Consider the following 26,458-nt stretch of genomic DNA (forward strand, 5'->3'; position numbering starts at 1 on the left):
CCTTATTACGATTCGCACTGGTGAATTTCGTATGTTACACTACAAATTAATTCTTGAAAACCAATGTTTCCTTCGCCGGTGGCATTGTTTTTTTCGTTCACTCAAATGTCAATTGAGGTGTAAGGAAAGGGAGTTTATGAATGCGACCGGAACAACACTACGTAGATGATTATTTTGCCCGGGGCCACTGGGGACGCACCATTTGGCAAACGGTTTGGACCTTGTTGGCCTGGCTGTTATTTTTAGTCCCCGGGGTCATTACCGGTGCGACGGCACTAGCCGCGCTTACCAAGGGCCGGTGGGGGCATTACTTTTGGCACTACCACGAGGGTTTTGTTGAATTGAAATTTTTGGTGGTCTTTTTGCCCTTCATGTTTGGGGTGATGGCGGTATTTTGCCTTAGCAGTGCGTACCTGCAAAACCGGCGGCGCCAAGGGTTGGTTGAAAAATGGCCGATGCTTAACCCATTAAAACGGCAACGCCAGCAGCACTACTTGGAAGCCAAGATGGCCTTGCGTTTTGGTCCGGCAACGCAAAGGCACCGGGCGCGGGTTTATCGGGTCCAACCAAACCAAAATTTGACGAATCAACAGCTTGCCGATTGGCTTAGAGAGGTGGAAAATGACTTCACAATTCATGAATGAAATTCTGGGTGTGTCGCCAGGTTGGAGCCGTTTGGTGGCGCTCTGCAGTTTAATTCTATGCCTTTATCCCATTCTAGGAGCGATGTATTGGTTCTGGGGCGCTGTGGCCTACCGCTGGTTTCGCCAAAAAGATGAGTTAAGACCTGGTCAGTCGCTAGTAAAAACACCAATGGTGACGATCATGGTGCCAGCTCATAACGAAGAAGTGGTAATTGAAAGGACCCTGAGGTATTTGCTTACGGAGTTGGATTATCCCAATTACGAGGTGCTGGTCTTAGATGACGGCAGTACCGATCAGACGCCCCAACTATTGGCCCGGTTGCAAGCTCAGTTTGCCCAATTACGGGTGATTACCATTACGGCCAATCAAGGGAAAGCCCATGCTTTTAATATTGGGACCTTTTTTGCCCGTGGGGAATATATTTTGAGCAACGATGCTGATACTCTGCCGGAACCCGATGCTTTGACTAAATATATGCAGTACTTCACCAGTCCCGCCGGTTTGAATTATGCGGCAATTACCGCCAACATGGACGTTTATAACCGGACAACTTTGTGGGGGAAGTCGCAAACAGTGGAATTCGCTAGTATTGTAGGGATTATCAAGCGCAGTCAAACGGCGATCAACAATACGATGTACGCTTACAGTGGGGCTAATACCATGTAACGGCGCGACTTTCTTTTGGCGGCTGGGGGCTTTCGGCAGGATCGGGCGACTGAAGACATCAGTATCGCTTGGGATCAGACCTTTTTGAATCTGACGCCTAAATTTGCGCCCGATATCGTCTTTCATATGAACGTCCCGGAAAGTTTTCGTGATCTATATCGGCAACGAAAACGTTGGGCGCAAGGTGGGACGGAAGTCTGGCTGACCAATCTGCCACGCTTATTGGCCCATCCGTGGCGGTATCGTCACGTTTGGTCGATCATGTGGGACACCACTTTTTCGATTGTTTGGGCCTTTTTCTTTTGGTTAACCAGTTTGTGGTTTGGACTGACGATGCTGTCCTTTGCTTGGAATGGTAATTATGAACGGGTCTGGCACGGGATTGTGATGAGCTTGATCTTTGTGACGTGTCAGTTAGCGGCGGGCTTGTTGCAAGTTTTGGCCGCCCTGATCTTAGATTTACACGGCGCCAAACGTCGTTATTTGTTTTTTGCGCCGTGGTACTTGCTTTTTACCTGGCTGGTAAATCCCTTGACAATTGTGACGACCTTTCCCCGGGCGGTGAAAACAATCGCGGGTTATGGGAAGGGAACTTGGGTCAGTCCGACCCGAAAGGTGGTTAATGATGACTGAATTAGCGTGGGAGCTCTTTAAAATTTGGCTGCTGTTGACCTTGTTAGCCCTAAGTTGTTGTGGGGTGGGCTGGTGGTACTATCGCCAACGCCAAGGCATTGATATTGGTGATGATCATAATGTCCAGTATCGTTATCATGTTCAAGCGATTTATGACCAGGCGCAGACGATGGTAGGCTATGAATTATTATTGCGAAGCTTTGATCAGTCGAGTCAGCGTTGGCAGTTGCCCCAGCGCGTGGCGACCTTTCCATTAACCCAAATGGTAGCTCAATTGCAACGCCTGCAAGCTTGTTTGAAGCCAACAGTCAAGATCATTGCTCTGAATTTGACAGTTGCTCAAGTCGCTGATTTTCGCGCCCTTCAATTTGTCCAGTGGTCCCAAAGTATCATTGGACCTCAGCGCCAGTTGGTGTTAGAAATTGATGCCGTAGCGATTCATGTGCTGACGCCTTGGCAAAAGTGGCGCTTTAAGCGGCAGTTGCAACGGTTAAAAATGAGCGGCGTGGCCATTAGCATCGAAGATATTGATGCGACCAAGCGGACCTATCAAAGCCTCCGGCCACTGCTGACTGAGGTGGACTACTTAAAGTTTGCGGCGGGAGCATTTAAAAAGTCAGCAGATCATTGGCTTGATTTAACTTTGGGTGACTGGCAGCGTCATGCTAAGCGTTTGGGGGTGACTTTAGTCTTGGCAAAGGTTCAAGACGGAACGCAGGATACCTTAGCCCAACGCCTTCAAATTCCTTATCGGCAGGGCTACTGGTACAGCGCCCCGCAAGCACCACTTGGTACACTATAAAAATCCCTCAGCAAGCTTGACGGGCTTGCTGAGGGATTTTTCGTTAGTTAATTTTTCGCTTGCCAACCAATTTGATCAGCGCCGGCCGGTAAGGCCAGTTTGTTGGCGGCTAATTCATCAAAGGCTTGCGTAAAGATCGCAAACGCTTGCGCCAGTTGATCCTCAGTAATGACTAACGGAGGCTGGAAGCGGAGAATATTACCCCGCAGGCTGATAATCAGCGCGCCAAGTTCAAAGACCCGGTAGATCAGTTTGGTGGTGGCGGTAGGGTCTGGTTGACCGGTTTGGGGATCAACAATGTCAATCCCACCGTTCAGGCCATACATGCGCACGTCACCAATAAAGTCATACTTGGCTTGGGCGGCAGTAAAGAATTGGCGCGCCTCTTCCCCCAACCGGGCGGAACGAGCGACCAGGTCTTCTTCTTCAATCACGTTTAGTGTAGCCAAGGCCGCCGCGGTCGTGACCGGGTTGCCAGCGGTCGTAAAGAGGTGGGCCGGCGCCCCGAGGGCTTCCATGACCGCGCGGCGCCCAATAACGGCACTGAGCGGCAAGCCCGAAGCCAAGGATTTACCGACGGACATTAAGTCCGGTTCAATGCCGGGGAAGTGTTGGATTGACCACCATTTGCCGGTCCGCCCCAAACCTTGGTTGATTTCGTCAATGGCAAATAGGATCCCGTGGGCCTTGGCAAACTGATAAATTTTGGTCATGAAGGCCGGGGGCATCATCGCGATCCCGCCGTCCCCTTGGATTGGTTCAACTAGGATCACGGCGACTTCATCGGCCGGCAAGTAAGTTTCAAAGGGGAGTTTGAAGGCGGCAAAGAAGCGGTCAACGAAGTGCTCCTCACTTTCGCCGGCTTCTTTCAGCCACGGGGAGGGGAAGGGGACCTTGACCATCCCGGGCAAAAGCGGCCCCATTTTGCGGGTCATATTCAAACTGACGGCCGAAGCACTCATGGAGCCATACGTCGAGCCGTGGTAGGCCCCGGTAAAGGAAACCACGTACTGCCGGCCGGTCGCCGCGCGGGCAAACTTAATGATCGCATCATTGGCATCCGAACCGGAATTACCCCATGAAATTTCCACTGGGCCGCTGATCGGCGCCAAACTGGCCAATTTGGGCGCAAGCTTCGCGGCGCTGGTGTTGGCAAAGTAAGCGGGCGTGTATTGAATCAATTTGGCCGCTTGGTGCTGAATGGCCTGCACGATTTTGGGGTGGGTATGGCCGGTGTTGGTTGAGCTGGCGCTGGCCAGTAAATCAAGGTATTGGTGGCCCTCGACGTCGGTCAAAACGGCGCCATGACCGTGGTCAATCACAATATCGTAGTACTTGATCCGGGCACTAGTGGCCAGGGCCGTATCTTCAGCGGCGAGCAGTTGTTTATTGGTTGTCTCCATTTACGTCAGCCCCCTTCTTGGCTAAGTAAGAGTGACGAATTCCGTAAGCAAAGTAGATAATAACCCCGAGGACGAACCAACCACCGGCGTAAAGCTTAGCTTGGATGTCTAATCCCCAGAAAACGATCAGAGAAGCTACAAAGCCCAACGCGGGCAGGACCGGATAGAATGGCATTTTAAAGGCTGGTTCTGGAATGTCCTTACCTTCACGCTTACGCAAGGCGTAAATCCCGAGGGAGACAAACATGAAGGCAATCAAAGTCCCGGCTGAGATCAGTTGGGACAAGAAGGCAAATGGGAAGAGGGCCCCGATTAAGATCGCGATGATCGCCAGTGTCCACAAAGCCCGGTTGGGCCGGTTTTCCTTGTCCAATCCACCCAAGAACTTAGGTAGCATCCCATCCCGCCCGAAGGAGTAGATCAGCCGGGAGCCAGCCATCGTCATCCCAATCAAAGCGGTAAACATCCCGAAGACAGCAATCGTTTGAACGACCGAAGCGACCACGGGGTGACCGGCACTCCGTAAGGCCAGCCCAACTGGTTCGGCGGAGTTAGCGTACTTCATGTACGGGACCATCCCAATTAAGACCAGGGCGACGGCCACAAAGAGGACCACGGCGATCAGCAGCGATCCCAAGATCCCGCGGGGCATCGTCTTTTGCGGGTCCTTGGCTTCCGCGGAGTTCGCGGCAATCGAGTCAAAACCGATGTAAGACAGGAAGATCATCGAAACCCCGGCGTAAATCCCTTGCCAGCCCCCAAATGGCCCGTTGGCCGTTGGGTGGTACTTCGGAATAAAGGGGGTGAAGTTGGCCGCTTTAATGGCGGTTAACCCTACGAAGATAAATAGCAGGATCGCACCGACTTTGAGGATAACGAGGATGTTTTCCACCCGGGCGGCTTGCGAAACCCCCTTGGCGACCAAGAAGGCTACTAGGCCGATAACAACTAAGGAAATCAAGTCGATGATCCCACCGTCGGTGCCAAAGGCGTTAGAAAGCGAAGCCGGCAGTTTCAAGCCCATTGGGGCCAGCAAGGCTCGCAGGTTGGCTGACAGTCCGGAACCCACGAAGGCCAGGGCGATGAAGTACTCAGCCAAGAGGGCCCAACCGGCGATCCAGCCGAAGAATTCACCGAAGACGACGTTAATCCATGAGTATGCTGATCCAGCAAACGGCATGGCGGCCGACATTTCCGCGTAAGCAAAGGCGACCAGCCCGGCCACGATCGCCGCGAGCAGGAACGAAATCGCCACCGCTGGCCCAGTGTGCATCGCGGCCACTTCCCCCGGCAGGGTAAAAATCGACGTTGAAACAATTGTCCCGACCCCCAGGGCCAGGAAGTCGCGGACCCGCAGCGTGCGGATCAGGTGACTGTCCTTGTCCTGGTATACATTCGGGTCTTCCTTACGGGTAATGGTTTGCCAAAAACTCATAAGTATCTCCTCCTTTTGAACTAAACCAAAATAAATGCTATGTAGGGTTAAAACTCTCTCATAAATTCTTAATCTAGTTTAGCAAGTCCGCGGATCCGCGTCAACAAAAGAAATTCGTCAATTCATGTGGGAGGGCTTCCATCGGTGGGATTAAAAGCCTCTCATTTTATCGTTTTATAGCTGGGATAGCAAAAACCGCCGCCCAGCAGCGGGGAGAGGCGTGCTGAGCAGCGGTTAAGTGGTAATTGAACTGAAAGTTATTTAGGCGTTTGTTTCTTGGTGACCTTCTTGCCCATTTCCATTTGATCGTTATAGCCCCAGACCCAAGCGACGATAAAGGAGACAATGATCGCCGCCAGACTGGAGAAGAGGAAAGCGTAGAAGGAATTTAAGTCGGTTGGGTACGCCGGATTAAAGAAGGAAGAGAAACCGATCAGCGACCCGGTAAAGCCGTACATCGAGCCGTGCATTAACCCGGTGATCAGACCACCGACGGCTGAGCCAGCCAACCCGGAGATAAAGACCTTGCGGAAGCGCAGGTTGATCCCGTAGATGGCCGCGGCAATCCCTAAGGACTTGCGATCCTTTTTCTTCGACTTGATGGCGACGGCTAAGACGGCGGCGGATTCGTTGGCGGTGATGAAGGAACTGGCCAATCGTGGGATCGATTTAATTGAAATTTCAGGTGGCTTATACGAGCATCCCAAGATGATGGAGGATGGCCAGGGCGCCACTTTTATTGACTACGCGCGCCAGGCAAAGGCCGCCGTCGACGTGCCAATTATGGTTACGGGGGCTTTCGGACCCGGGAAGGGATTGAAGAAGCAGTGGCCAGCGGGGATACTGATTTGGTCGGGCTTGCTCGCCCGTTGGTATTAGTGCCAGATTTGCCACACCAGCTCCAAGCCGGTACTCTTCGGCCAGTGCAGGTTTCCCATTTTTCGACGGGGTGGCACCGATTAGATCGCAAGGTAGGGTCATTAATTGGTTTGGCTTACTATGAACAACAAATGGCCAGTTTGGCAGCGGGGCAAGCCATTACGCGGCCGCAGACGGCTTGGCCGATTTTAGGCTATGCTTTACGTGAACAAGGATTGAAGGCGTTAATACCGTGGAGGTGATAAATGAAAAAGATCTTAGTTGTGGAAACCAATCAAACCAGCTATGGCCAGCGGGCAGAAGCGACTGGGCTGTGGCTGGGAGAAACCACAGAATTTGTGTTAGCAGTCCAAGCGGTGGGGTATCAAGTTGATTACGTTAGCCCGAAGGGTGGTTATGTCCCCCTGGATCCCCGAAGCATGAAGTATGCCGATGCGGCCAGCTTGGCCCTGTATCGCCAACCAGCCTTTCAGCGGGCGGCCTTAGCCCAAACCCTGCCACCAGCGGCAGTGCGACCGCAGGATTACATCGCGATTTACTATGCCGGTGGGCACGGGGTGATGTGGGACTTTCCGGCGGATGCGGGGCTGCGACAGTTGGCGGAAGTGATTTACCAGCAGGGCGGCTATGTCACCGCAGTTTGCCACGGAATTGCCGGACTCTTGAATTTGCGGCGGCCAAATGGGGAGTATTTGCTGGTCAATCGCCAGGTCACCGGGTTCACCACCGGTGAAGAAGTGCTGGCCGGTAAGCGTTGGCAGGTGCCGTTTTTAAACCAAGTTGAAGTAACCCGGCGAGGTGGCCACTTCGTCAAACGGCGGCCGTATGCGACCTTTGCTGTGCAAGACGGTCGCTTGATTACCGGACAAAATCCGTTTTCGGCCCAAGCGGTGGCAACGAAACTAATCGCGGCGTTGGCAGAAGAAAAATAATTTCCTGGGAAATAAAATGAGAGTGGGAAATAACCTGCTCGGCAAGCCGGATGGATAAGCTAGGACGAAGGTTGGCGCGGTACGCGTCGTTCTTCGTTCGTACTTATCCACTAGGCTTGCGGTTATTTCCCACGTGATCTGTGTAATATTCAAAAACCATCAAGAAGGTTATTTTTGCCATAAAAAACGGACCAGGAGCCGGTCGACGGCCTTGTTTTCGTGCAGTTGGCTGTGTTGGCCGCCGGGGCCCTTGATGACTTCTTCCTGGTAGGAATGGGCGCGGCCGGCTACTAACCAGCGTAAAGAACGCGAGGAAACGTTCGGTACGGTCCCATCGGTGTTATTCTTTGAATTGCCATAAACGTTGAGCACGTCAATTTGACGGGGAAAGGTTTGCCGTAAGCTCAGCAAGCCCTGGTATTGTGGCAACATTATGGAGGGCCGCCCATTGCCCGCTAAGGTTACCGTGGTTGCCCCCGGCTCCATTACCAGGCCGTTCCAATGCCCGGCTAGGTCAACAAGCTTTTGGATTTGGGGCAGGGAGCGATCTTGTCCGTGGGCCTTCAAATAATAGTACACTTGGAGGTTCCCCATCGAGTGGGCAACCACGTTCACTTTGGTAAAGCCATACTTGGCTTTGACCGCCCGCATCACGGCCAGAACGTACTGGCTACTGTTGGCGTAGGCGTCCACGAGCGAACCGGCGCCTGATTTGACGCTTTTGTTATTTTGCAGGTTAACTTCGATGATTGGATTGCGCGCGCCAGGGGTTAAGCGACCGTACCAGGTGACTTGGCCATCCTTGGCGACATCGGCGCGGACGATCGTCGTGGTGACCCCACGGCTGAGGGCGTAATTGGCCATTTGCTGTTCGGCGTGGTATGACGAGCCCCAGCCATGAAAAAAGAGGGTTGGGGTGGTGGAATTAACAAAGTGGGCGGCTTGCGTTCCTTGTTGCGTGCGATTGTGGTTCGCTGCCACTACGGCCCCGGCCAGGGCCACCAGCACGAGCAACCAACGCCACCAAAATTTTTGCATTTTCGTTTCCTCCAGTTAGCGTATTTTATGGTTATGATTGCGATTGCAAAGAAAATTGTCAAGTTTAAAGGCTTGCATGTCACTTCAGAACCCGGTAGAGTAGATTGGATAGAATTTAACGCGCCCGTGGCGGCGGAGCAAACCAGGTTGGCGCCTGGTTTTTAATTTGGCCGCGGGACCATAAAGAAACGGAGGAACGTACAATGCGAAAAGAGCAATTGCGTGCGATTGTTTTTGTCTTAGTCGCCTTTATGTTGGGCTGTAATGAGTACGTGATTGTCGGGGTTTTGCCCGATGTGGCCCACGAATACCATGTCTCGTTGGCCTCGCTGGGTTACGTGGTGACGATTTTTGCTTTTGTCTACGCCTTAAGTACGCCAATTATTACGTCGGTGGCGGGGCGGTGGCCCCGGCATAAGGTGCTGCTGGCGTTGATGGTCGTCTTTTTAATCGGCAATACCTGGACGGCCCTGGCCAAGGGGTATTGGGCTTTGATTTTATCGCGGATGTTGACGGCGACGGTGGCCGGCGCAATTATCTCCTTGGTATTGGTGATTGCAGCCTTTGTCGCGCCCCCAGCGAAGCGGGCGGGGTTGGTCTCGTGGATCTTTGCCGGTTTTAGTATTGCTTCCGTGATTGGGGTGCCGATTGGGACCTTGGTCAGTCAGCATCTCACTTGGCATGACAGCTTTTGGATGATTACCTGGTTGACGGTGATCGTAATGGGCCTGTTGGTCTGGTTGGTACCCAAAGACACCCCTCAGGTTAAGGGACATTTGAAAGATCAGTTTGCCCTGTTTGCTGATCGCCGGATTTTGGTGGGGATTACCTTTATCGTGGCAGTCTGTGCAGCCGACTACACCTTCTATACTTACATTCGGCCGTTATTGACCACCGTCTTGGGCTTCAATGATACCTGGTTAAACTGGCTCTTATTGATGATGGGGATCTTCTTTATTATCGGTAACAAGTTTGGGGGCTTTTTGGCTGACAACGGTGGTGTTAAGCGGCTGCCGGGGATGTACGTGGCGATGACGATCCTCTTAGCCTTAATGGCCCCGTCGTTTGCTTGGCCGTGGGCGACGGTTGCCATCATCGCTTTGGTTTGCGTGGCTTTGGCGGGGTATGGGGCCTCGACCCAGCTGATGTTTTTAAACATCGCCGAAAAAGAGTACCCGCAAGCCTTGGATCTGGCTTCGTCGTTAAACTCGATCTTTGCTAACATCGGGATTTCACTGGGATCGTTGACGGCTGCGGAAACGGTTCGGTTCTTGGATCTGACGAAAGTCGGCTACATTGCGGCGCTCTACGGGGCGTTGGCCACGGTTTTGATTATGTTGGCGGCCAAGTGGCGTAACCAAAGCTAAACGAAAAATCACGCTTTGCCCAGGTGGCTAGCGTGATTTTTTATTAAAGATTTAATTCGAAGGCCAAACGTTCCGGATGGTTGGGTTCATTAACGTAAATCGTGCCGCGGTGGCTAAAGCCCGCTGCCTTGACGAGGGTCTGGACCGGCTGGTTGAGTTGGTAGGTATCAATGCGGAAATTCCGAATTCCTTGCGCCGCGCCAACTGAGATAGCGGTACTGAGCATGAATTTGCCCAGTCCTTGGCCCCGGTATTGGTCGCTCAAGGCGACCCGGTGCAAGGTCGCATATGGTGCGGTCGTATCCGCCCAAGCGCCATCGATGTGCTGGTAAGTTGGTTCGTCGCCGACCACGAGGGCCAGGTACCCGACCACAGTTTGCTCCAGCCGTAAGACCCACCCCTGTTCTGCCGCTAGGTCGGTTTCAATCGTGGCTTGATTCGGGTAGCCGGTTTGCCACTGCGGGGATCCGGCGGCCCTTAAAGCGGCTTTCGCCTGGTCAATAATCGTCATAATGGCGGGGAGATCGGCCGTGCTGGCGGGAACTAAGATTGGAATTGCCATTTAAACTGCCTCCGTGATAATTTTGCTGCTTCTAGGATAGCACCAATTACGCTGGGTGACGATTGAAAAATTAGTTAGCAAAATGGTCGTAGCGATCAAGCTTGAACTTTTGGATGGCATAAATGAGCTTATTGGCGTAGGCGGGGTCGGTCGCGTAGCCGTTTTTTTGTAACTCCCAGGCAGCCGTTTGGTAATCCTTGGCGGTGGTGACGCCTTTGAAGCGGTCGTGGTTATCAACCGTGCCGTTTAAAATCAGTTTGGCGTGGGCTTGAATCGAGTCTGCCCAGGAATCATAAACGGCAAAATCCTGTTTGACGGTCTTAGTATGCCCGTTGAGCGTTTCTTTGGTCGCTAACCGGACCTTGGCCTGGTGGCCGGAAGCCTTCATCCCAAAGAGGTTATTGTATTTATAGGCCAACTTAGCCCGGCCCCAATCCGATTCCAGGCCAGCTTGAGCAATCACGATGCTGGCAGGAATGTGGTATTTTTTTTGTTCTGCTTGGGCCGCCGGAGCGATTTGCTTGATGAATTGCTTGACCGTCATATCGGCCGGGTGACTTTCCCGCGTCGGCGTTTGGCTGGGCCGGTTGACTAAAAAGACGGTCAGGCCGGCTAAAGCGATGAGGGCTAAGCCGCCAATCAAGATGGCTACCAGTGTTTTTTTCTGCATGATAAAATCCTTTCTTTCGTTCCCTTTGATCTTAAAAGAAGCCCTTGCGAAATGGTAGTTTTTTCGCCAATCGTAACCAATTTGTTAGCTGGTGCGCAGAAAAAGTTCAAATTTTTTCGGGACCGGGGCTTGCAATTCCCCAAAAGTTGGTTAGAATATAATCAACAAATTTAAAAAACAATGAGAAAGACGAGTAGCCAGCCGCATTCGTGCAGTGACTTGGGGTTAGTGGGAACCCAAGCGACCCTGGACTGGTGAAAAACCCTTTCGGATGTTGCTGCCCCAAACGCAAAGCGAAGTAGGCGCAGCCGTTACCGGAACGTTACCCCCGGCAGAGTATGTTAGTACTCTTATTTGAGGTGGCTTGGGTCAGACCCCCAAGCAACTAGGGTGGTACCGCGGAAAGAAGCCTTTCGTCCCTTGGAATTCAGGGGATGAAGGGCTTCTTTTCATTTCTTAAAACCAAGTTGCACGTGAGTTAATTAAGGAGGACCTTCTTATGACGTTGATTTTACCAAAAGATTATGACTCAAAGCTGACGATTCGCGAAACCGAAGAAGCCATCCGCTACATCCGGGAAACGTTCCAAGATGAATTATCGGCGGAATTAAACTTGCAACGGATGTCAGCCCCGATGTTTGTGCGCCACTCCAGCGGGCTCAACGACGATTTAAACGGGGTTGAAACGCCAGTCCACTTTACCGCCAAAGACTTAGGCGATGAACGGATCGAGATCGTCCACTCCCTGGCCAAGTGGAAGCGCCTGGCTTTGAAAAAGTATGGCTTCGGGATGCACGAAGGGCTGTACACAAACATGAACGCCATTCGCAAGGACGAAGACATGGACAACTTCCACTCGATCTACGTTGACCAGTGGGACTGGGAAAAGGTGATCGCCAAAGAAGAACGGACGGAAGCGACCTTAAAGGCTACTGTTAAGCAAATCTTCAAGGTCATCAAGCACATGGAACACGAGGTGTGGTACAAGTACCCGCAAGCTGTGCACCACTTGCCAGATGAAATTCACTTTGTGACGACCCAAGAACTAGAAGACCGCTGGCCAGAATTGACGCCAATGGAACGGGAAGACAAGATCGCTAAGGAATTGGGCTGTGTCTTTGTTATGAAGATCGGTGACAAGTTGCAACGTTCCGGTGAACGTCACGACGGGCGCGCCCCCGACTACGATGATTGGGCGTTGAACGGTGACATTATTTTCTGGTATGAACCCCTGGGCTGCAAGTTGGAAGTTTCCAGTATGGGGATCCGGGTATCCGAAAAATCGCTGGCGGAACAATTAAAGAAAGCCGGCGCTGAAGAGCGGGCGAAATTGCCATTCCACCGCGCCCTGTTGGCGGGGGAACTGCCATACACGATCGGTGGGGGGATTGGGCAATCCCGGCTGTGCATGTTGCTGTTAGGCAAGGCCCACGTTGGTGAAGTGCAAGCCAGCCTGTGGCCAGAAAGCATGCGGGAAGAATGCGATAAGGTCGGCATTCACTTGCTATAATTAGACCGCCTTCCTTCGGACCCCAGGCTTCCTCCCAGCCTGGGGCCCTTCGCCAGTGGACCCGGCGAACGAAAACAATTTTAAATCACAGGCAGGATCTCCGGCGGGGGTCCTGCCTTTTCGGTATAATGGGAAAAGTGAATTGAATTCAGGGGGAATCAGGATGACGGATTGGCAAACAACGGAGCTACAAGCGGCATTAGTAAATAGTCTGGTGGACCAAAGTCATGGCCAGGCCAGTGTCAACTTTGGCCCGCGTCTATTGGACAATCAAGGCACACCGACTTGGCTGACCCTGCGCCACCACTTATTGACCTGCCGACGCTTTTGTTTTAGTGTCGCCTTTATCAGTGACGCGATGGTATCAAATTTGAAACCACTGTTGCGGCAATTGGCAGCCAAGGGAGTGAAGGGCCAGTTGTTAACGGCGACGTACCTAAATTTCAACACCCCGAAAGTCTTTGCGGAACTATTGAAATTGCCTAACCTTGAGGTCAGAGTCGCCGCCGGGGCGGGCTTTCACCAGAAGGGTTACTGGTTTGATCACGGGGCTTACGCAACGTTTTTGGTGGGCAGTGCGAATTTAACGGCCGGGGCGATGTTGGGGCGCAACCAAGAGTGGATGTTGCAGTTGGATTCCCGGGCCGCTGGGGCCTTTACTGGGCAATTTCAGCAGCTCTTTGCGCGCCAATGGGCCCAAGCGCAACCATTAACTGCGGCGTGGCTGGCCGCGTATCAGGCTAACTATCAGGCGCCGCAAGCTCAGCCACTGGCGGCCGCCCCGACGCCGGTGATTCGGCCAAACCGGATGCAAGCAGCGGCGTTGGCGGCAATTGAGCAACTGCGTGGCACCGGGGCCCGGCGTGGCTTAGTCATTTCTGCCACCGGGACGGGCAAGACGTATCTGGCGGCCTTTGCGGTGCAAGCGGCGCGGCCCCAACGGTTGTTGTTTGTGGCTCACCGGGAGCAGATTTTGCAAAAGGCGCGGCGCAGTTTTCAAAAGGTTCTGGTGGGTGCCGAACGCGATTATGGTTTGCTGACTGGCAATCGGCACGACTGGGGCGCCAAGTACCTGTTTGCGACCGTCCAAACCCTGCAAAAAAATTTGGCCGCGTTTGAACCGGCAGAATTTGATTATCTGATCATCGATGAGGTTCACCACGCCGGGGCAGCGACGTACCAAGCCTTGCTGGATTACTTTCACCCCACCTTTTGTCTGGGGTTGACGGCGACCCCGGAACGGACGGACGAAGTGAGCGTCTTTGACCTGTTTGATCATCAAGTCGCTTATGAAATTCGCCTGCCGGAGGCCTTAGCGGCTGAAATGCTGGTGCCCTTTCACTACGTGGGGATTGCTGATTACCAATTTACGCTCGCGGCGGACAACCAACGGGTGACGAAGTACCAAGCGCAGTTTGCGACGGGTTCAGCGCACCGGGCGGATGCCAAAGCGGTCGCGTTGTTGACGTCAGATGAACGAGTGGCCTATTTATTGGCCCAAACGGCTTATTATGGTTACAGTGGTGACCAGGTGCACGGCTTGATTTTTTGTGCCAGTGTCTTGGAAGCAACGGAACTGGCAGCCGCTTTATGCCGGCATGGGCACCCGGCCGCGGCGCTAAGTGGGACCGACGGAATTGCGCGCCGCGAACAATTAGTGGCGCAACTCACCGCGGGGCAGTTAGAATACTTGGTTACCGTCGATATCTTTAATGAAGGAATCGACATTCCGTGCGTTAATCAGGTTGTCTTCTTGCGCAACACCGCGTCACCAATCGTTTACCAACAGCAGTTGGGGCGGGGGTTGCGCAAGTCACCGGGGAAAGATTACCTGGTGGTGATTGATTTTATCGGGAATTTTAAGCACAATTACCTGTTGCCCCTAGCCTTGACCGGGGCGGCGACGGCTTCGGCGGATGCTGCCCGGGCCACTGTCCAGGGGCAAACGTTGGTGGGGCAGTCGACGATTGAATTTGAACCGGTCGCCCAGGAGCGGGTGCTGGCAACCCTGAGTCAAGCCCATTTAACGGCGCTGAGCCGGTTACGGCCCCTGTACATGGATTTAAAGGCACGTTTGGGGCGGCGCCCAGCCTTAAGTGACTTTCAGCGTTATGGGGTGGCCGATCCCTTGGTCGTGACCAGTACCGGTCCGGTGCGCAACTATGCCCAATTCTTGGCCAAAATGGGTGAACCCGTGACATTAACTGATTACCAACACCGGGTCTTGAATTTTTGCAGCGCGGAATTGCTGAATGGCAAGCGGCGCCACGAGTTGTTGTTATTAGCCCAGTTGCTTAATCAGCCGGTGGTCACCGCCCAAGCCTTTCAAGCCCAGCTGCAAGCCCACGGGTGCGTGAGTGATCCGCTGACCTTGCGCTCGGTTCACAAGGTCTTGGACTTGTCGTATTTTGCTAAGCGAGCGCGACCGACCCAGGCCGATTACGGCAGTCAACCAGTGGTGGAGTTCGTGGGAAATCACTACCAGTGGGGACCCCAAATGCGGGCGGCTTTACAGACTACGCCCCAGTTTCGCGCGCTAGTGGCCGACACGGTGAAAACGGGGTTGGCCTTGGCCCAGGCCTACCGCCCGGACCAGTTATTTACCCGGGGGCAAAAGTATACCCGCAAGGATGCGGTGCGTTTAATTAACAACCCGAAGAATTTAAATGCCCAGATTGTGAGCGGCTATTACTTTACCAATGCCGAGTCACAGTTGCATGAGGGGATCTTCTTTGTCTCCTATCAGAAGCGACAGGGAATCAAAAAGGCATTGGCTTATCAAAATGAGTTTATTGGTCACGGGGCGTTACGCTTCTTTTTGAATGGCAAGGACATCAAACCGACCGCGAAAAACGTCCAACGGTTGCTTAGCGGCCAAGACCGCCTCCACTTGTTTGTCCAACGTTCCAATGCCCTCGATCAACAGAGCTACTATTACCTTGGGACTTGTCATTACCAAGCTGATAGTTTGACGAAGGTGGTCGACGGGGATTTGACGCGTTTGGCGGTCAATTTGGCCCTGGATACACCACTGGATGACCAACTCTTGCGCTTATTAACGGGGGAAGAAGATGCTTAACCAACTGATTGTGGCCCTCCTCAGCAGTGGGGCGTTAGCGGGGCTGATCTTTTTATTGCGTCGCGTGACCAAGGTGCAAGTCTGGGATGAACGTTGGCATGCCTACTTCGTTACCGCCAACCAGGGCTGGTTTTGGCGGGGTGTCGCCTGGGTAACCCAGCCTAAGTTGATGGTGGGCTGGTGCTTCTTACTGGCGGTGGTCCAGTGGTCCACCCGTGGGTGGCTGGGGGCGTTGGGCGTGTTAGCCGGCCTGGGCGGAGCCAATGTGATTGGAATTATCATTAAGCATACCCTGAAGCGCCCACGTCCGGTACAACATTTGGCCCATGATGATGGCTATAGTTTTCCCTCTGGCCATGTGCTGGGAACAACGGTCATGACGGTAATGCTCTGGCAATTATATGGGCCAGCGTGGTGGTTGGCCGGCAGCTTATTGCTATGGTGGGGGCTGGTGGCATATTCCCGTTTGACCTTACGGGCCCACTACCCCAGTGATGTTGTCGGGGCAGTCCTCTTAGCGCTCAGTTGGCTCAGCTGGTTGAAGTGGCTGATTCAATTACTGGGTTGGTTTTGACTGGTCGGCAGCGCAAAAAAATGATAGGCTGAAGAAAAGACAGAAAAGGCGGAAAAATAATGGATGCACAATTGATTCAATTTCATATCACCCCCCAATTAGCGGACCAAGCGGCCAACGGGATTCAAATGGCGCCCAACAGTGGCTTTAATTTGGAATTCGTGGCTTTGAAAAAATACGTGGCCGAAGACCTGCGGGGGATCCCGGAGTTTCGGCGTGAATACCGGCGCAAGCTGATGCACGTCGTTGAACAATTCAACGAGTATTTCCAATGGCACGCGGAAAAAGCGGCCAAGATGAAGCATTTTCGTGACAGCTTTGGGAAACTCGAAGACTTGAGCGACTCCGCCAAGTACTTGGTCAGCCTACTGAAGAGCGAGTTTATCATTCCGGGAGAACTGGAGCTGACGGAAATGCGTTTGACGGGGGAATTTTCAATCTATGCCCCCGGCAGTGACAGCGAGCTAAAGCAACGGGCGCTGCAAGTTCGCGATGATTCAATTGCGACCTTTAAAGCCCAGCACCAGGCCCCGACGACGACGGTACCGCATACGACGGCCCAACCTTTTCCCGGGCAATAATTAAGGCCTGGTTACTAAATTCCTACAATTTGTTAAAAAATCCCCCGGGCATGGCGAAATCTTGTACAATGTTACCTATTGTGACAAAAATGCAAACCATGAATGGGGATTTTTATGTGGAAACAAAGTGTTAATTGGCTCCGGCACCACTGGTCAGGCGTGGTGATGCTGGCGGTCTTGTTAGGCAGCTTCGTGAGCGCTCCGGTGCAAGGGGCAGCGGCGACGCGGGTGGATGCCCGCGCGGCGGTTATGATTGATCAGCAAACCGGGCAGGTCTTGTACGCCCAAAATGCCACTAAGCGTTATCCAGTGGCTTCGGTGACCAAGATTTTAACCTTATTAGTAATTGAAGATGATATTGCCCACCACCGCTTGGATTGGGAGCAAAAAATCAAAATTGACCACGCGGTGGCGAAGTTGGCCAATGACTGGCGTTTTTCCAACGTCCAATTAAACGAAGGGGAAAGTTACACCGTTAAGGCCTTAGTGGAATCAATGATGATTGTTTCGGCCGATGGGAGTGCCGAAGCCTTGGCCTTAGCCTCGGCGGGGAGCACCCAGGCTTTTAATCAGAAGATGCAAAAGATGGCTCACCGCGCGGGGGTGACGGACGCTAAAATTTACAATATGATTGGCCTGTCGAACGGCGAGCTGGGCCGCTACGGTCTAAAAGGGGTCGACAAGGATGCCGAAAACCTTTTTTCGGCGCAAGATATGGCGAAAATTGCGGCTTACTTGTTAAATCACTACCCCGACGTTACTAAACTGACCAGTCAAAAATTTGTCAACTTCCGGGTCACCGACGGCCAAGAGGAGCAAATGATCAATATTAACGCTATGCTGCCAGAAAATGGTGTGGCGGCGAAGGGCGGCGAAATCGACGGGCTCAAGACCGGCTTAACCGATAAGGCCGGTAACTGTTTTGTCGGGTCGGGAACCTTTGCCAACCGGCGAATCATTACCGTTGTTTTGCATGCCCCCGGTGAGTTTAACAACCAGTTTACCCAAACCCAAAAAATGCTGGATATTGTAATGAACCGCGCGACTCCGGTGACCTTAACCAAGGTCCAACAATTGAGTGCCCAAGTCCAAACGGTAAAAGTGGCGCATGGTCACCACCGGCACCAGACGGGGGTTAAAATTAAATCAACGGTGGTATGGGTGCCCAAGCAACTGGCCACTGCCAAGCATTGGCCAGCTAAGCTGAAGGTGCGCAGTGATCAAGATACGATTGCGCACCGCCAGGTTCGGGCTCCCGTCAAGGCCGGCCAACGGGTGGGGACGATTACCTTGCAGTTGGCGGGGATGCCCGACTTTACTTTGCCCGCTTGGGCCACGACCAGCGTTGCCAAGCACCATTGGTGGCAGTTTTAATCACTTAGCAGCCGAGGGAAATTTCCCCGGCTTTTTTATTTTTGCCAAGGGTCCGGGTAAAAAATTTTTGACGCTTCAACTTGCGATTCTAAGAAGATTATGGCCGTGATTCTTAGAAATTTGAATGGTTCGACCAATCTGACGAAAGATAATTAATTTCGCGGGGGAGGCAAAGGGGATTAGACTGCGGGTTTAACGTTGACGAGTAGAGCTAGACTTTAAAACCAGGACAATTGCTCAGAATTGCCTTAAAAATCCCGGGCGGAGCGGGGATTTTCCTCATCAAAACATCAGCAGATTATTAGTGGTCAAAGCCGCAAAAGGCTGTTACGATAAGCTTGTAAACAAGAACGGGGCCTAGCGCCCGACGATTAAAAGAAAAAAAGGAGTGTTCAATATGATGTCAACGATGAGTAATGTAATTGCAATTTTGGGGTTAGTCGCACTGATTATTGTTTCATTCTCCCACGGTATTCGCAGCCGTTTCAGCTAAGACTTTAATCAGCAGTCGACCCCAGCTAAAAGGGCGCCCGATCGAAGGTGATTGGGCGCCCTTTTAGCGTTAAAAAATTAAAACGGCCAGTTTATGAAGAGCATATAACTACCAGTACCCAAAAGTAATGACAGGAAGGTTTGGTGCCACTTTAAATGGACCCCGGCAGTAATGAAAGCGGCCGCTAGTTCCGGCAGGCCGTGACTGGGCCCGGTCCAATTAACGTCACGCAAGCAGTAGATCACCAACATTGCCATAATCGCCCCGGGCAAAAAATCCCCGAGGCCCTGAATAAACGGGGGCGTTTGGCTGCCGGGCCGTTTGAACAGCCAAAAGGGCAACACCCGGGTTAAAAAATTGGCCATGGCGGCAAGGCCGATGGTCGCTAAACGTTGCCAAAGGATCATGACTGCCGACGCCTCCAATCTAACCAACTATATTCAAGAACTAATAATAACAAGGTGACCAGCAAAAAGTAGGTTTTCCCGACCAACCACAGGGTCAAAGCGGTTAAGACCAGCCCGCTTAAGGTACTGAGGTGATCGCTTTCCCGTTGCCACTGGTCCAAGCACAGGACGATAAACAGGGCGGTCATAACAAATTCAAGCCCGGGAATTTGCAAGGCGAGGGCTTGGCCCAAGCACCCGCCGAATAAGGCGCCACTGATCCAATAACCATAGTCAAGCACCGTCACCCACGTATAGACGGTTTGCCGGTTGACCCCAGTTGGGACGTGCAGGGTGTAGTTGACCGCGAAGGTTTCATCAGAAAGACCATAAATGCGCAGCCATTGTCGCCAGTCACCGCTGTCGTAACGGTTCAACATACTGACCGCGTAGAAAAACTGGCGAAAACCAACGACAAAGGTGATTAATAAGACGGTGAGGGGGTTGAAGTGTTGCGTCAGCATGGTGGCAATCACAAATTCCACGGATCCCCCGTAAATGGTAGCAGCCATTAAGGGCGGGTACCACCAGGCAAAGCCCAGGTTATGCATATATAAGCCATAGCCTAGTCCTAAGATTAAGTAGCCAAACAAAACGGGGAGGGAGGCATGCCAAGCAACGTTAAAAGCTGAGCGCGGCATCGCGAATCTCCTTTAAATTAAAATTTGATGAAAATCAATGGCTTGATTTTACCCGCCCCAGCGGAAAAAAACAAGCGACCAGGAAAAAAGCGGGTTCTTCCTGGTCGCTGGCGCTATTCTTTAGCTAAAATTTTTAGGGCATCTTGCATCAATTGTTCTTGGTCCGCGGGGGTAACCGGGAATTGCAAGTTGAGTTGCTTGAGGCGCTTGACCATGATTTTGGCGACTAATAAGCGACTGGTCCATTTATCATCAGCCGGGATGATGTACCATGGATTTTCCTTGCTGGACGTAGCCTGGATGGTGTCTTGGTAGGCTTGTTGGTAAGCATCCCAAAAGCGGCGTTCGGCAATATCGGCACGTTCAAACTTCCAGTTCTTTTCGGGGCGTTCGATCCGGGCTAAGAAGCGGTTCTTTTGTTCGGCCTTGGAAACGTGGAGGAAGAACTTTAAAATCACAAAGCCGCTGTGGGTCAGGTAACTTTCGTAGTGGTTGATGTCATCACGCCGCTGGGCAAAGAAGGCCGGGGTCACGTCTGCTAGATCGTAGATTCCTGGTAAGTGGGCATTGACGATCAATTCGGGGTGCACTTGGGAGACCAAAACGTCTTCGTAGTGAGACCGGTTTAAGATCCCGATCTCACCGCGTTCCGGCAATTGGGCGTTGATGCGCCACAAAAAATCGTGGGCCAAGTCGGTTGACGAAGGGCGTTTGAAGTTGGCTACCCGCAGCCCGCCGGGATTGACTTGTGAAAAGACATGGCTGATCAAACTGTCCTTCCCAGCCGCGTCCATCGCTTGCAAGACGACAATGATACCGTAACGGCGATCAGCAAAGAGTTTGCGTTGTTCTTGTTTGATCTTGGCCATCGTTTTGGCTAGTTCAGCCTTGGTCCCGGCTTGATCCAGGCCAGTGTCAAAACTGGTCGGGGCTGTTGCAATTTGAAAGTCAGCGTTGGTATTACGAAATTGTTTTAAATCCATGGTAATCCCCCCATTTTCCGCGTAAACTGGAAACAACCATCCGTCAGGGCACCCCCCTGACGGAACAAAAATTAAGGAGAAGGTAAGCAATGACGGTAACGGTAGGTGATTGGCAAAAAGAAGTCGCGGCCGTGCGGGCGCACTTAATCGCCCCAGCCGATGTCTGGCTGATCCACGAGCACCATTCCAAGCAAAGCGAGAGTACGTATTTGGCCCTCGTGAAGCAAGCGCGTCTTTACGTGGTGCGGCTGGCCTTTCATGATCAAACGGCGGCCGATCCCTGGTCGTTTAATTTACGTCGTTATCCGGGGCGCAGGGCCTTGGTGCGTGCGATTCAAGCTCGCATGGCCCAACCGGCCCAAGGGTTAGCGGTGGAATATGCGACCTTTGTGGCGCTGGCGTTCGTGGAAAAAGCCAACCAGACTGGCGGTGAACTGCACTGGTTGGCAGACTACTTTTTTTATCAGGGGCAAGCCGTAGCACAGCCCGTGGCCGCGCAATTAGCTCCACTATTGGCCGCCCATTTGTGTTTGGTCAGCTATAAGGATCAGCGGGTGTTATTAACCTCAAGCGGCCGCGCCTTGTTGGACGGGTACTTTGACTTTGCTGATCACTACCACCCTGCTGAAGCTGCTTGGGATCAAAATCCCCGGACGATGACGCCGCGGGAATTAATCGCGCGGTTGCTGCTTTGATTTGGGCCGTTGGTGAGCATGGATAAATTCATCTTCTTGAGCGAAGAAGGCCAGGTAGGCAAAGAAATTTTCTTTACAGCCGGCTTTGAATGTTTGCCAAAGTTGCTGCCACTTAGCCATGGTTATCTCCTCCTTTTTAACTTCTATTATAGAACGTCTTGAAAACGGCACCAAGCACGGAAAAATTATTTTACTCAGAAAATGTGTTAAGATAAATCAATTCAGATTTAAAAGGGGGACAAACCGATGCAACGACGCCAACGCCAAGCGCAGCGCCGCCGCCAACGTCGCTGGCGGTGGGGACTGAGCGGTGGCTTTTTGCTGACTGCGTTGTTATTGATTGGGGGCATCACCACGCAACGGTCCGCCCCCACCACTTCTAATCCGCTGGAGGCCATGGAAAATTTATTTATCGGCCCCCGGGTGCATTATGGCTTGCAAACAGCTTGGCGAACCCAACTGGCGGGGCGCAGTGAACGGGTAAGTATTGCGCTGTATTCAGCGCAAACGGGCCAGCTCTATAGTCGCACCAACGCCGCCCACCACCAATTTCACATGGCCAGTACCGTCAAGGTAGCGATTTTAGCTGGCATTTTGCGCCAGGAAAAGGGGCACTTAACGGCGCAAGAAAAGGCCTTGGCCACCCGGATGATTGAAAATTCGGATAATGCCGCTACCAATTTGCTGTTTGAAGATTATTTAGGCGGCCAGGCGGGCTTGCAAGCCACTTTTGCGGCCTTTGGGATGACCCATTCGACGGCTCATAAGGCGTGGGGGCTCTCAACGACGACTCCGGCTGACCAAGTCCGCTTATTGAATCAGATTTACTTTAGTTCGGATCAATTGAACGATCAATCCCGGGCCTACTTGCGGTATTTAATGGCCCATGTGGCTACCGATCAGCAGTGGGGTATTTCGGCGGGCAGCGACTCGTTTGCGTTAAAGAACGGGTGGCTGCCCTATGGCAAGGACCAGTGGATTATCAACAGTATTGGCTATATCGATGGCCCAGGCGCAAATGACTACACGATTGCCATTTATACGGATCATAATCCTAGCATGGCCAGCGGCAAACAATTAGTTGAGCAACTGGCCCAAGTGACTCGGCAAGCGATGCGGCGCTTGGATGATTAATGACGGCAAAGGGACTGGTGAACCCCGGGGACCAGTCTTTTTTATTTTGTGCCGGGCAAACTGGCGCTGCCTAAAAAAACTGTGAAACCGCCAACAAAATAATCGATTGTGTTTATTATTCTTAATTTTTATCACAGAAAAACGATTTTTGTATAAGAACTCACCGTAAAATTATGCTTTTTCCGCTAAATCAGCTATACTATGGGCAAAGGATGTAATGGATGAGAAATGGAGGAGTCGGAGATGTTGTTGCGACAGCTAGATTATTTTATAAAAGTTGTTGATAATAAGAGCTTTACTAAAGCCGCGGATGCAGCCTTCATTTCTCAATCGGCCGTTTCCCAACAGATTCGGGCGTTGGAACAAGAGTTGGGGGTTAAATTGTTGCGGCGCCATAACCGCAGCTTCTCGCTGACCAGTGCTGGTAATTATCTGTATCGGCACGGGCCGGGGCTGTTAGCAGCTGCCGATGAGCTTCAGCAAGCAACGATCAACGTTGGCAAAGAAGAGGTCAGTGAGCTGGCGTTAGGCTATCCCCAAAATTATGATGGGGTAGAGTTAAGCGCCGTGGTGAGTGCCTTTAGTCAGTTGTATCCACAGTTGCAACTGACGGTGCGGGCGCAAAGTCACGCGGACTTATTGCAAAATTTAGCGAACGAAACGTTAGATTTGGCCCTGGTGGGCGAGCGCGGCGATGTACCGACTGACTTTCAGGTGCAGCCGGTTTTGGCGGCCCGGCGTTTTGTTGAGGTGGCCCAAATCAGCCCGCTGGCCCAATTACCAACCGTGAGCTTGGCGCACCTTTCGCAGCTGCCCTGTATCGTGATTGCGACCGAGCAGCGGGCGGTTGAAGAAGCCCGTTACTACCGGGAACAAATCGGCGTGTTGAGTGAATTTCGCTTTGTCAACAGCCTCACGGAGGCGCAGATTTTGGTGGCGGCCAACCAAGGCTATTTGTTAGTCGACCAAGTGGGGACCTGGCGGCCGGCCGCCCCTCAAATTGCTCGGGTCGCCTTGCAGGGGTCCGAAACGGTGGCGTTGACGCAACGCTATGTCTTAGCTTGGCGCCCGGCCTTGACGACCTCGATGATGACGGAATTTGGTCAGCTGCTGACGGCGAAATTGCGGAAACCCTAGCAACCAGGGCTGCGACCGGGGAGGTTTTCCCGGTCTTTTTTGTTGCCAGTTAATTTAACCATTAACAAGCGAAACCGTTTCCAATATAATAAAAGTAACGCTAGTTGTTGATGAAAAAGAAAAGGAAGCGAGCATTATGACGCAGGTATACCTTACGGCGCCGTTACCAGCTGTAGCGACGGAATTGTTAGAACAAGCGGGCATCACTTATGAAAGCTTTGCGGGGCCGGGATTGATTACGAAAGCCGAATTGCTGGCACACGTAGCGGAAATTGAGGTGTTGATTACGCCGCTGTCGACCCAGGTTGATGAAGAAGTGATTGCGGCGGCCCCGAAACTAAAGTTGATTGCCAACTTTGGGGCGGGATTCAATAACATTGATGTCCAAGCCGCGCGGGCCCGGGGGATCGATGTGACCAACACCCCGTTTGTTTCATCGGTTTCGACGGCCGAAGTAGCCTGTGGGTTGATGGTCGCCTTGGCGCACCGGATGGTTGAAGGGGATCAATTAATGCGGACCCAGGGTTTTGACGGTTGGGCCCCGCTCTTCTTCTTGGGGCACCAGTTAGCGGGCAAGACCTTGGGGATCGTCGGCTTGGGGGACATTGGAAAGAATGTGGCCCAGCGGATGCAGGCGTTTGACATGAAGATTGTCTATACTCAGCGGCATCGAGTTGACCCGGCCACCGAAGCCCACTATCATGCCCAATACGTTTCACTAGAAGAACTTTTACAAGTCAGCGATGTAGTTAGTTTGCACTGCCCGCTGACGCCCGCCACACACCATCTGCTGGGAGCGGCAGCGTTTAAACGGATGAAAAAGTCAGCCTTGTTGATCAACTGTGCCCGGGGACCAGTGCTTGACGAAGCCGCCCTCTTGACGGCGTTACAAACCGGCGAATTGGCCGGGGCAGCGTTGGATGTCTACGAAAAAGAACCCTTGGTAGCAGAGGGCTTTAAGCAATTGACCAACGTGATTTTGACGCCACACGTGGGGAATGCGACGGTTGAAGCCCGGGATGATATGGCCAAAATCGTGACGAACAATGCGTTAGCGGTTTTAGCCGGTAAGGCGCCACGCTACGTGGTAAATGCGGCGGAATAAAAAAATGAGCACTTCCCAGCGCGGAGGTGCTCATTTTTTATTTTTGCTTGAAGTTTAGTTGGCTTGTAAGTGGCGGATGCCCGGTAAGCTCAGCATGATGGCAAAGCTAAGCAAGTAGAGCACAGCTAAGCAGCCCATCGTAGTCAAGAGGGTGGCGTGATCCATCAAAAAGCCGATCACGACCGAGGAGAAGCCCCCGATGGCCCGCCCGGTGTTCATGATCATGCTATTGGCCGTTGACCGGATTTCCGTAGGGTAGAGGCGACTGATGACGGCACCGTAACCGCCGAACATCCCGTTTGAGAAGAAACCGATCAGTGCGCCAGCCAAGATTAATTGCAGTGAGGTGTGCGCCATTAAGATCGCAAACATCACCAGGGCCGATCCAGGGAGAAAAATCCCAAAAGCCCACCGCGGGCCCTTTTGATCCATGATGGTCCCAAAGACGACCATCCCCAGGCTCATCCCAATGATGGTAGCGATCATCCAGAGGGAGGAACCGGAAACCGACAAGCCTTGTTGCTTTTGAGCAATTGATGGCAACCAGTTCATCAAGCCGAAGTAACCAGCAATTTGAACAATGGCCATTACCATTAAGCCCAGGGTTTGCACCGCTAAGCGAGGGGTTGCAAAGAGGCGACTGACGGCGATTTTTTCGTGCTTGGCTTGCGCTTGCGCGTGAGCCGTAATGAATTCGGAACTTTCACTGACGTGTTGCCGAATAAAGTAGGTTAAGACTACCGGGATGATGCCCAACAAGAACAGGGCGTTCCAACCAAAGTGGGGGATGATTACGGCCGCGGCCAAAGCAGCGAAAATCGCCCCGATTTGGCCCCCGATGGCGGCAACTGACGTTAAGCGGCCAATCCGGTTGGCGGCAAAGTTTTCGGCAATTAGGGCCATCCCAACCCCGTATTCACCACCGGCTCCGATCCCAGCGAGAAACCGCAGGACATAAATGGCGCTCAGCGAGTGGGCAAAGAACATCGCGGCGGTGGCGAAGGCAAAAATAAAGATCGTGTAAGAGAATGTCTTAACACGACCGATGCGATCACCGAGCAGACCAAAGACCGCACCGCCCGCGAGCATCCCTAAGTTGGTAATCGAGCCGATCCAACCTGCCGCCGTACCAGAAAGGTGCAGATCCGCGATGATCGGCGCCAGGGTAAACGATAAAAACATAATGTCCATGTTTTCCAATGAGAAACCGGCCGCCGTAGAGGCCATGACCCACTTTTCGTTATTTGCCTGCGTCAACAGTTTGTTGCTTGTCTGTTCCATATTTAATTCCTCCAAAATGAAGGCTCACGGGCCTTCTTTATTTTGTCGTATGCCATTGTGCCACTTTTTAATTGAAATAGCAAGCAACCAAAAAGACGATTTTGGCATAATTTATGATATTTAATTAGAATTGAATTAGAGGTTGACGAGATAAATTTAATGTTGTGAATTAGGAGCTACTAAATACAAAGGAGCAAGCCTTATGACGAAAAGATTGGTAGATCAACGATTTAGTTATTATTGGCCATAGTGTCTACGCCCGGACGGTTGTAGACAAACAGGTTTACAACCGTGCGGCCAATCTTTTGTTATGGAATCGGCCACGCGAAAGCAATTGGACTGCGGTGGCTGATTAATTAAGGCTTATAGAAATGCTTTAAACCGGTCATCCGT

General features: G+C 52.3%; 24 protein-coding genes, 2 pseudogenes and 1 other annotated feature. Of the genes and pseudogenes, 15 read left to right on the forward strand and 11 right to left on the reverse strand.

Annotation, left to right across the window (positions count from 1 at the left end):
- Positions 1 to 140: 140 nt before the first annotated feature.
- The 3 genes and pseudogenes from BN54_RS08290 (at position 141) to BN54_RS08300 (ending at position 2,746) form a co-directional block, all read left to right on the forward strand.
- Entirely contained in the window at positions 141 to 644 is a 504-nt protein-coding gene (locus BN54_RS08290) for a hypothetical protein (protein WP_019206729.1), read from the forward strand.
- A pseudogene (locus tag BN54_RS08295) lies at positions 622 to 1,944 on the forward strand (glycosyltransferase family 2 protein). Before BN54_RS08290 ends, BN54_RS08295 begins: the two are co-directional and overlap by 23 nt.
- Entirely contained in the window at positions 1,937 to 2,746 is an 810-nt protein-coding gene (locus BN54_RS08300) for an EAL domain-containing protein (protein ID WP_019206732.1), read from the forward strand. Before BN54_RS08295 ends, BN54_RS08300 begins: the two are co-directional and overlap by 8 nt.
- A 47-nt stretch (positions 2,747 to 2,793) precedes the next feature.
- Here BN54_RS08300 and BN54_RS08305 read toward each other — a convergent pair whose 3' ends face one another.
- The 3 genes and pseudogenes from BN54_RS08305 to BN54_RS08315 all read right to left on the reverse strand — a co-directional run.
- Entirely contained in the window at positions 2,794 to 4,149 is a 1,356-nt protein-coding gene (locus BN54_RS08305) for an aspartate aminotransferase family protein (protein ID WP_019206733.1), read from the reverse strand.
- Positions 4,133 to 5,584 carry an APC family permease gene (locus BN54_RS08310; protein WP_019206734.1) on the reverse strand — a complete coding sequence of 484 codons (1,452 nt, stop codon included), beginning with the start codon at positions 5,582 to 5,584 and terminating at the stop codon, positions 4,133 to 4,135. The genes BN54_RS08305 and BN54_RS08310 overlap by 17 nt, the downstream gene beginning before the upstream one ends.
- A gap of 257 nt (positions 5,585 to 5,841) precedes the next feature.
- Positions 5,842 to 6,210 (reverse strand): annotated as a pseudogene (locus BN54_RS08315) (PTS beta-glucoside transporter subunit EIIBCA); the annotation flags it as partial.
- A 201-nt stretch (positions 6,211 to 6,411) separates the two neighbouring features.
- On the opposite strand from BN54_RS08315, the gene BN54_RS09915 reads away from it, so the two are divergent.
- Entirely contained in the window at positions 6,412 to 6,705 is a 294-nt protein-coding gene (locus BN54_RS09915) for a hypothetical protein (protein WP_155818361.1), read from the forward strand.
- A gap of 3 nt (positions 6,706 to 6,708) precedes the next feature.
- Complete coding sequence (locus BN54_RS08325; protein ID WP_019206737.1) at positions 6,709 to 7,395, forward strand: type 1 glutamine amidotransferase domain-containing protein; 687 nt, start codon at positions 6,709 to 6,711, stop codon at positions 7,393 to 7,395.
- Between the two features lie 168 nt (positions 7,396 to 7,563).
- Here the strand turns inward: BN54_RS08325 and BN54_RS08330 are convergent, their stop codons facing one another.
- Positions 7,564 to 8,433 (reverse strand): alpha/beta hydrolase, encoded by an 870-nt coding sequence (locus tag BN54_RS08330; RefSeq protein ID WP_019206738.1) that lies wholly within the window; start codon positions 8,431 to 8,433, stop codon positions 7,564 to 7,566.
- Between the two features lie 203 nt (positions 8,434 to 8,636).
- On the opposite strand from BN54_RS08330, the gene BN54_RS08335 reads away from it, so the two are divergent.
- Positions 8,637 to 9,800, forward strand: coding sequence for an MFS transporter (locus tag BN54_RS08335; RefSeq protein ID WP_019206739.1), 1,164 nt, complete (start codon positions 8,637 to 8,639; stop codon positions 9,798 to 9,800).
- 43 nt (positions 9,801 to 9,843) lie between these two features.
- On the opposite strand, the gene BN54_RS08340 is transcribed toward BN54_RS08335, so the two are convergent.
- A complete protein-coding gene (locus BN54_RS08340; protein WP_019206740.1) occupies positions 9,844 to 10,362 on the reverse strand; it encodes a GNAT family N-acetyltransferase in 519 nt (172 codons plus the stop codon).
- Positions 10,363 to 10,432: 70 nt separating this feature from the next.
- Positions 10,433 to 11,032 carry a glycoside hydrolase family 73 protein gene (locus tag BN54_RS08345; RefSeq protein WP_019206741.1) on the reverse strand — a complete coding sequence of 200 codons (600 nt, stop codon included), beginning with the start codon at positions 11,030 to 11,032 and terminating at the stop codon, positions 10,433 to 10,435.
- 171 nt (positions 11,033 to 11,203) lie between these two features.
- Positions 11,204 to 11,456 (forward strand) — a binding site (T-box leader).
- Positions 11,457 to 11,531: 75 nt separating this feature from the next.
- Here BN54_RS08345 and asnA point away from each other — a divergent pair.
- From asnA to BN54_RS08370, 5 genes are all read left to right on the forward strand, one after another.
- Positions 11,532 to 12,542: an aspartate--ammonia ligase gene (gene asnA / locus BN54_RS08350; RefSeq protein WP_019206743.1), complete on the forward strand. Its 1,011-nt coding sequence runs from the start codon at positions 11,532 to 11,534 to the stop codon at positions 12,540 to 12,542.
- 163 nt (positions 12,543 to 12,705) lie between these two features.
- Positions 12,706 to 15,621, forward strand: coding sequence for a DUF3427 domain-containing protein (locus tag BN54_RS08355; protein ID WP_019206744.1), 2,916 nt, complete (start codon positions 12,706 to 12,708; stop codon positions 15,619 to 15,621).
- Complete coding sequence (locus tag BN54_RS08360) at positions 15,614 to 16,195, forward strand: phosphatase PAP2 family protein (RefSeq protein ID WP_019206745.1); 582 nt, start codon at positions 15,614 to 15,616, stop codon at positions 16,193 to 16,195. Before BN54_RS08355 ends, BN54_RS08360 begins: the two co-directional genes overlap by 8 nt.
- Positions 16,196 to 16,254: 59 nt before the next feature.
- The gene (locus BN54_RS08365; RefSeq protein WP_019206746.1) at positions 16,255 to 16,776 is read left to right on the forward strand and encodes a hypothetical protein; all 522 of its coding nucleotides are present in this window, start codon (positions 16,255 to 16,257) and stop codon (positions 16,774 to 16,776) included.
- Positions 16,777 to 16,890: 114 nt separating this feature from the next.
- Positions 16,891 to 18,150: a D-alanyl-D-alanine carboxypeptidase family protein gene (locus BN54_RS08370; RefSeq protein ID WP_019206747.1), complete on the forward strand. Its 1,260-nt coding sequence runs from the start codon at positions 16,891 to 16,893 to the stop codon at positions 18,148 to 18,150.
- Positions 18,151 to 18,720: 570 nt separating this feature from the next.
- Here the strand turns inward: BN54_RS08370 and BN54_RS08375 are convergent.
- The 3 genes from BN54_RS08375 to BN54_RS08385 form a co-directional block, all read right to left on the reverse strand.
- Complete coding sequence (locus BN54_RS08375; RefSeq protein ID WP_019206748.1) at positions 18,721 to 19,050, reverse strand: branched-chain amino acid transporter permease; 330 nt, start codon at positions 19,048 to 19,050, stop codon at positions 18,721 to 18,723.
- The gene (locus tag BN54_RS08380; protein WP_019206749.1) at positions 19,047 to 19,730 is read right to left on the reverse strand and encodes an AzlC family ABC transporter permease; all 684 of its coding nucleotides are present in this window, start codon (positions 19,728 to 19,730) and stop codon (positions 19,047 to 19,049) included. Before BN54_RS08380 ends, BN54_RS08375 begins: the two co-directional genes overlap by 4 nt.
- 113 nt (positions 19,731 to 19,843) lie before the next feature.
- Positions 19,844 to 20,713: a PPK2 family polyphosphate kinase gene (locus BN54_RS08385; RefSeq protein WP_040470152.1), complete on the reverse strand. Its 870-nt coding sequence runs from the start codon at positions 20,711 to 20,713 to the stop codon at positions 19,844 to 19,846.
- An 89-nt stretch (positions 20,714 to 20,802) separates the two neighbouring features.
- Between BN54_RS08385 and BN54_RS08390 the strand changes: the two genes are divergently transcribed.
- A complete protein-coding gene (locus BN54_RS08390) occupies positions 20,803 to 21,408 on the forward strand; it encodes a hypothetical protein (RefSeq protein WP_019206751.1) in 606 nt (201 codons plus the stop codon).
- On the opposite strand, the gene BN54_RS10260 is transcribed toward BN54_RS08390, so the two are convergent.
- Entirely contained in the window at positions 21,385 to 21,528 is a 144-nt protein-coding gene (locus BN54_RS10260) for a hypothetical protein (protein ID WP_019206752.1), read from the reverse strand. The two genes, BN54_RS08390 and BN54_RS10260, sit on opposite strands and share 24 nt — an antisense overlap.
- A gap of 126 nt (positions 21,529 to 21,654) precedes the next feature.
- Here BN54_RS10260 and BN54_RS08395 point away from each other — a divergent pair, with 126 nt between their 5' ends.
- The 3 genes from BN54_RS08395 to BN54_RS08405 all read left to right on the forward strand — a co-directional run bounded on the left by BN54_RS08395 (position 21,655) and on the right by BN54_RS08405 (position 24,784).
- Positions 21,655 to 22,542, forward strand: coding sequence for a serine hydrolase (locus BN54_RS08395; protein ID WP_019206753.1), 888 nt, complete (start codon positions 21,655 to 21,657; stop codon positions 22,540 to 22,542).
- A gap of 243 nt (positions 22,543 to 22,785) precedes the next feature.
- Positions 22,786 to 23,679 (forward strand): LysR family transcriptional regulator, encoded by an 894-nt coding sequence (locus BN54_RS08400; RefSeq protein WP_019206754.1) that lies wholly within the window; start codon positions 22,786 to 22,788, stop codon positions 23,677 to 23,679.
- Between the two features lie 136 nt (positions 23,680 to 23,815).
- Complete coding sequence (locus tag BN54_RS08405; RefSeq protein WP_019206755.1) at positions 23,816 to 24,784, forward strand: 2-hydroxyacid dehydrogenase family protein; 969 nt, start codon at positions 23,816 to 23,818, stop codon at positions 24,782 to 24,784.
- Between the two features lie 54 nt (positions 24,785 to 24,838).
- Here BN54_RS08405 and BN54_RS08410 read toward each other — a convergent pair whose 3' ends face one another.
- Positions 24,839 to 26,065: an MFS transporter gene (locus tag BN54_RS08410; RefSeq protein WP_019206756.1), complete on the reverse strand. Its 1,227-nt coding sequence runs from the start codon at positions 26,063 to 26,065 to the stop codon at positions 24,839 to 24,841.
- Positions 26,066 to 26,458 lie beyond the last annotated feature (393 nt).

The organism is Limosilactobacillus ingluviei str. Autruche 4 (assembly GCF_000312405.1).
GTDB classification, from domain to species: domain Bacteria; phylum Bacillota; class Bacilli; order Lactobacillales; family Lactobacillaceae; genus Limosilactobacillus; species Limosilactobacillus ingluviei.

Bases quoted from the DNA above. Each gene is read 5' to 3' on its own strand.
- BN54_RS08290 (WP_019206729.1), top strand. From the start codon at position 141: ATGCGACCGGAACAACACTACGTAGATGATTATTTTGCCCGGGGCCAC.
- BN54_RS08300 (WP_019206732.1), top strand. From the start codon at position 1,937: ATGACTGAATTAGCGTGGGAGCTCTTTAAAATTTGGCTGCTGTTGACC.
- BN54_RS08305 (WP_019206733.1), bottom strand. From the start codon at position 4,149: ATGGAGACAACCAATAAACAACTGCTCGCCGCTGAAGATACGGCCCTG.
- BN54_RS08310 (WP_019206734.1), bottom strand. From the start codon at position 5,584: ATGAGTTTTTGGCAAACCATTACCCGTAAGGAAGACCCGAATGTATAC.
- BN54_RS08325 (WP_019206737.1), top strand. From the start codon at position 6,709: ATGAAAAAGATCTTAGTTGTGGAAACCAATCAAACCAGCTATGGCCAG.
- BN54_RS08330 (WP_019206738.1), bottom strand. From the start codon at position 8,433: ATGCAAAAATTTTGGTGGCGTTGGTTGCTCGTGCTGGTGGCCCTGGCC.
- BN54_RS08335 (WP_019206739.1), top strand. From the start codon at position 8,637: ATGCGAAAAGAGCAATTGCGTGCGATTGTTTTTGTCTTAGTCGCCTTT.
- BN54_RS08340 (WP_019206740.1), bottom strand. From the start codon at position 10,362: ATGGCAATTCCAATCTTAGTTCCCGCCAGCACGGCCGATCTCCCCGCC.
- BN54_RS08345 (WP_019206741.1), bottom strand. From the start codon at position 11,032: ATGCAGAAAAAAACACTGGTAGCCATCTTGATTGGCGGCTTAGCCCTC.
- asnA (WP_019206743.1), top strand. From the start codon at position 11,532: ATGACGTTGATTTTACCAAAAGATTATGACTCAAAGCTGACGATTCGC.
- BN54_RS08355 (WP_019206744.1), top strand. From the start codon at position 12,706: ATGACGGATTGGCAAACAACGGAGCTACAAGCGGCATTAGTAAATAGT.
- BN54_RS08360 (WP_019206745.1), top strand. From the start codon at position 15,614: ATGCTTAACCAACTGATTGTGGCCCTCCTCAGCAGTGGGGCGTTAGCG.
- BN54_RS08365 (WP_019206746.1), top strand. From the start codon at position 16,255: ATGGATGCACAATTGATTCAATTTCATATCACCCCCCAATTAGCGGAC.
- BN54_RS08370 (WP_019206747.1), top strand. From the start codon at position 16,891: ATGTGGAAACAAAGTGTTAATTGGCTCCGGCACCACTGGTCAGGCGTG.
- BN54_RS08375 (WP_019206748.1), bottom strand. From the start codon at position 19,050: ATGATCCTTTGGCAACGTTTAGCGACCATCGGCCTTGCCGCCATGGCC.
- BN54_RS08380 (WP_019206749.1), bottom strand. From the start codon at position 19,730: ATGCCGCGCTCAGCTTTTAACGTTGCTTGGCATGCCTCCCTCCCCGTT.
- BN54_RS08385 (WP_040470152.1), bottom strand. From the start codon at position 20,713: ATGGATTTAAAACAATTTCGTAATACCAACGCTGACTTTCAAATTGCA.
- BN54_RS08390 (WP_019206751.1), top strand. From the start codon at position 20,803: ATGACGGTAACGGTAGGTGATTGGCAAAAAGAAGTCGCGGCCGTGCGG.
- BN54_RS10260 (WP_019206752.1), bottom strand. From the start codon at position 21,528: ATGGCTAAGTGGCAGCAACTTTGGCAAACATTCAAAGCCGGCTGTAAA.
- BN54_RS08395 (WP_019206753.1), top strand. From the start codon at position 21,655: ATGCAACGACGCCAACGCCAAGCGCAGCGCCGCCGCCAACGTCGCTGG.
- BN54_RS08400 (WP_019206754.1), top strand. From the start codon at position 22,786: ATGTTGTTGCGACAGCTAGATTATTTTATAAAAGTTGTTGATAATAAG.
- BN54_RS08405 (WP_019206755.1), top strand. From the start codon at position 23,816: ATGACGCAGGTATACCTTACGGCGCCGTTACCAGCTGTAGCGACGGAA.
- BN54_RS08410 (WP_019206756.1), bottom strand. From the start codon at position 26,065: ATGGAACAGACAAGCAACAAACTGTTGACGCAGGCAAATAACGAAAAG.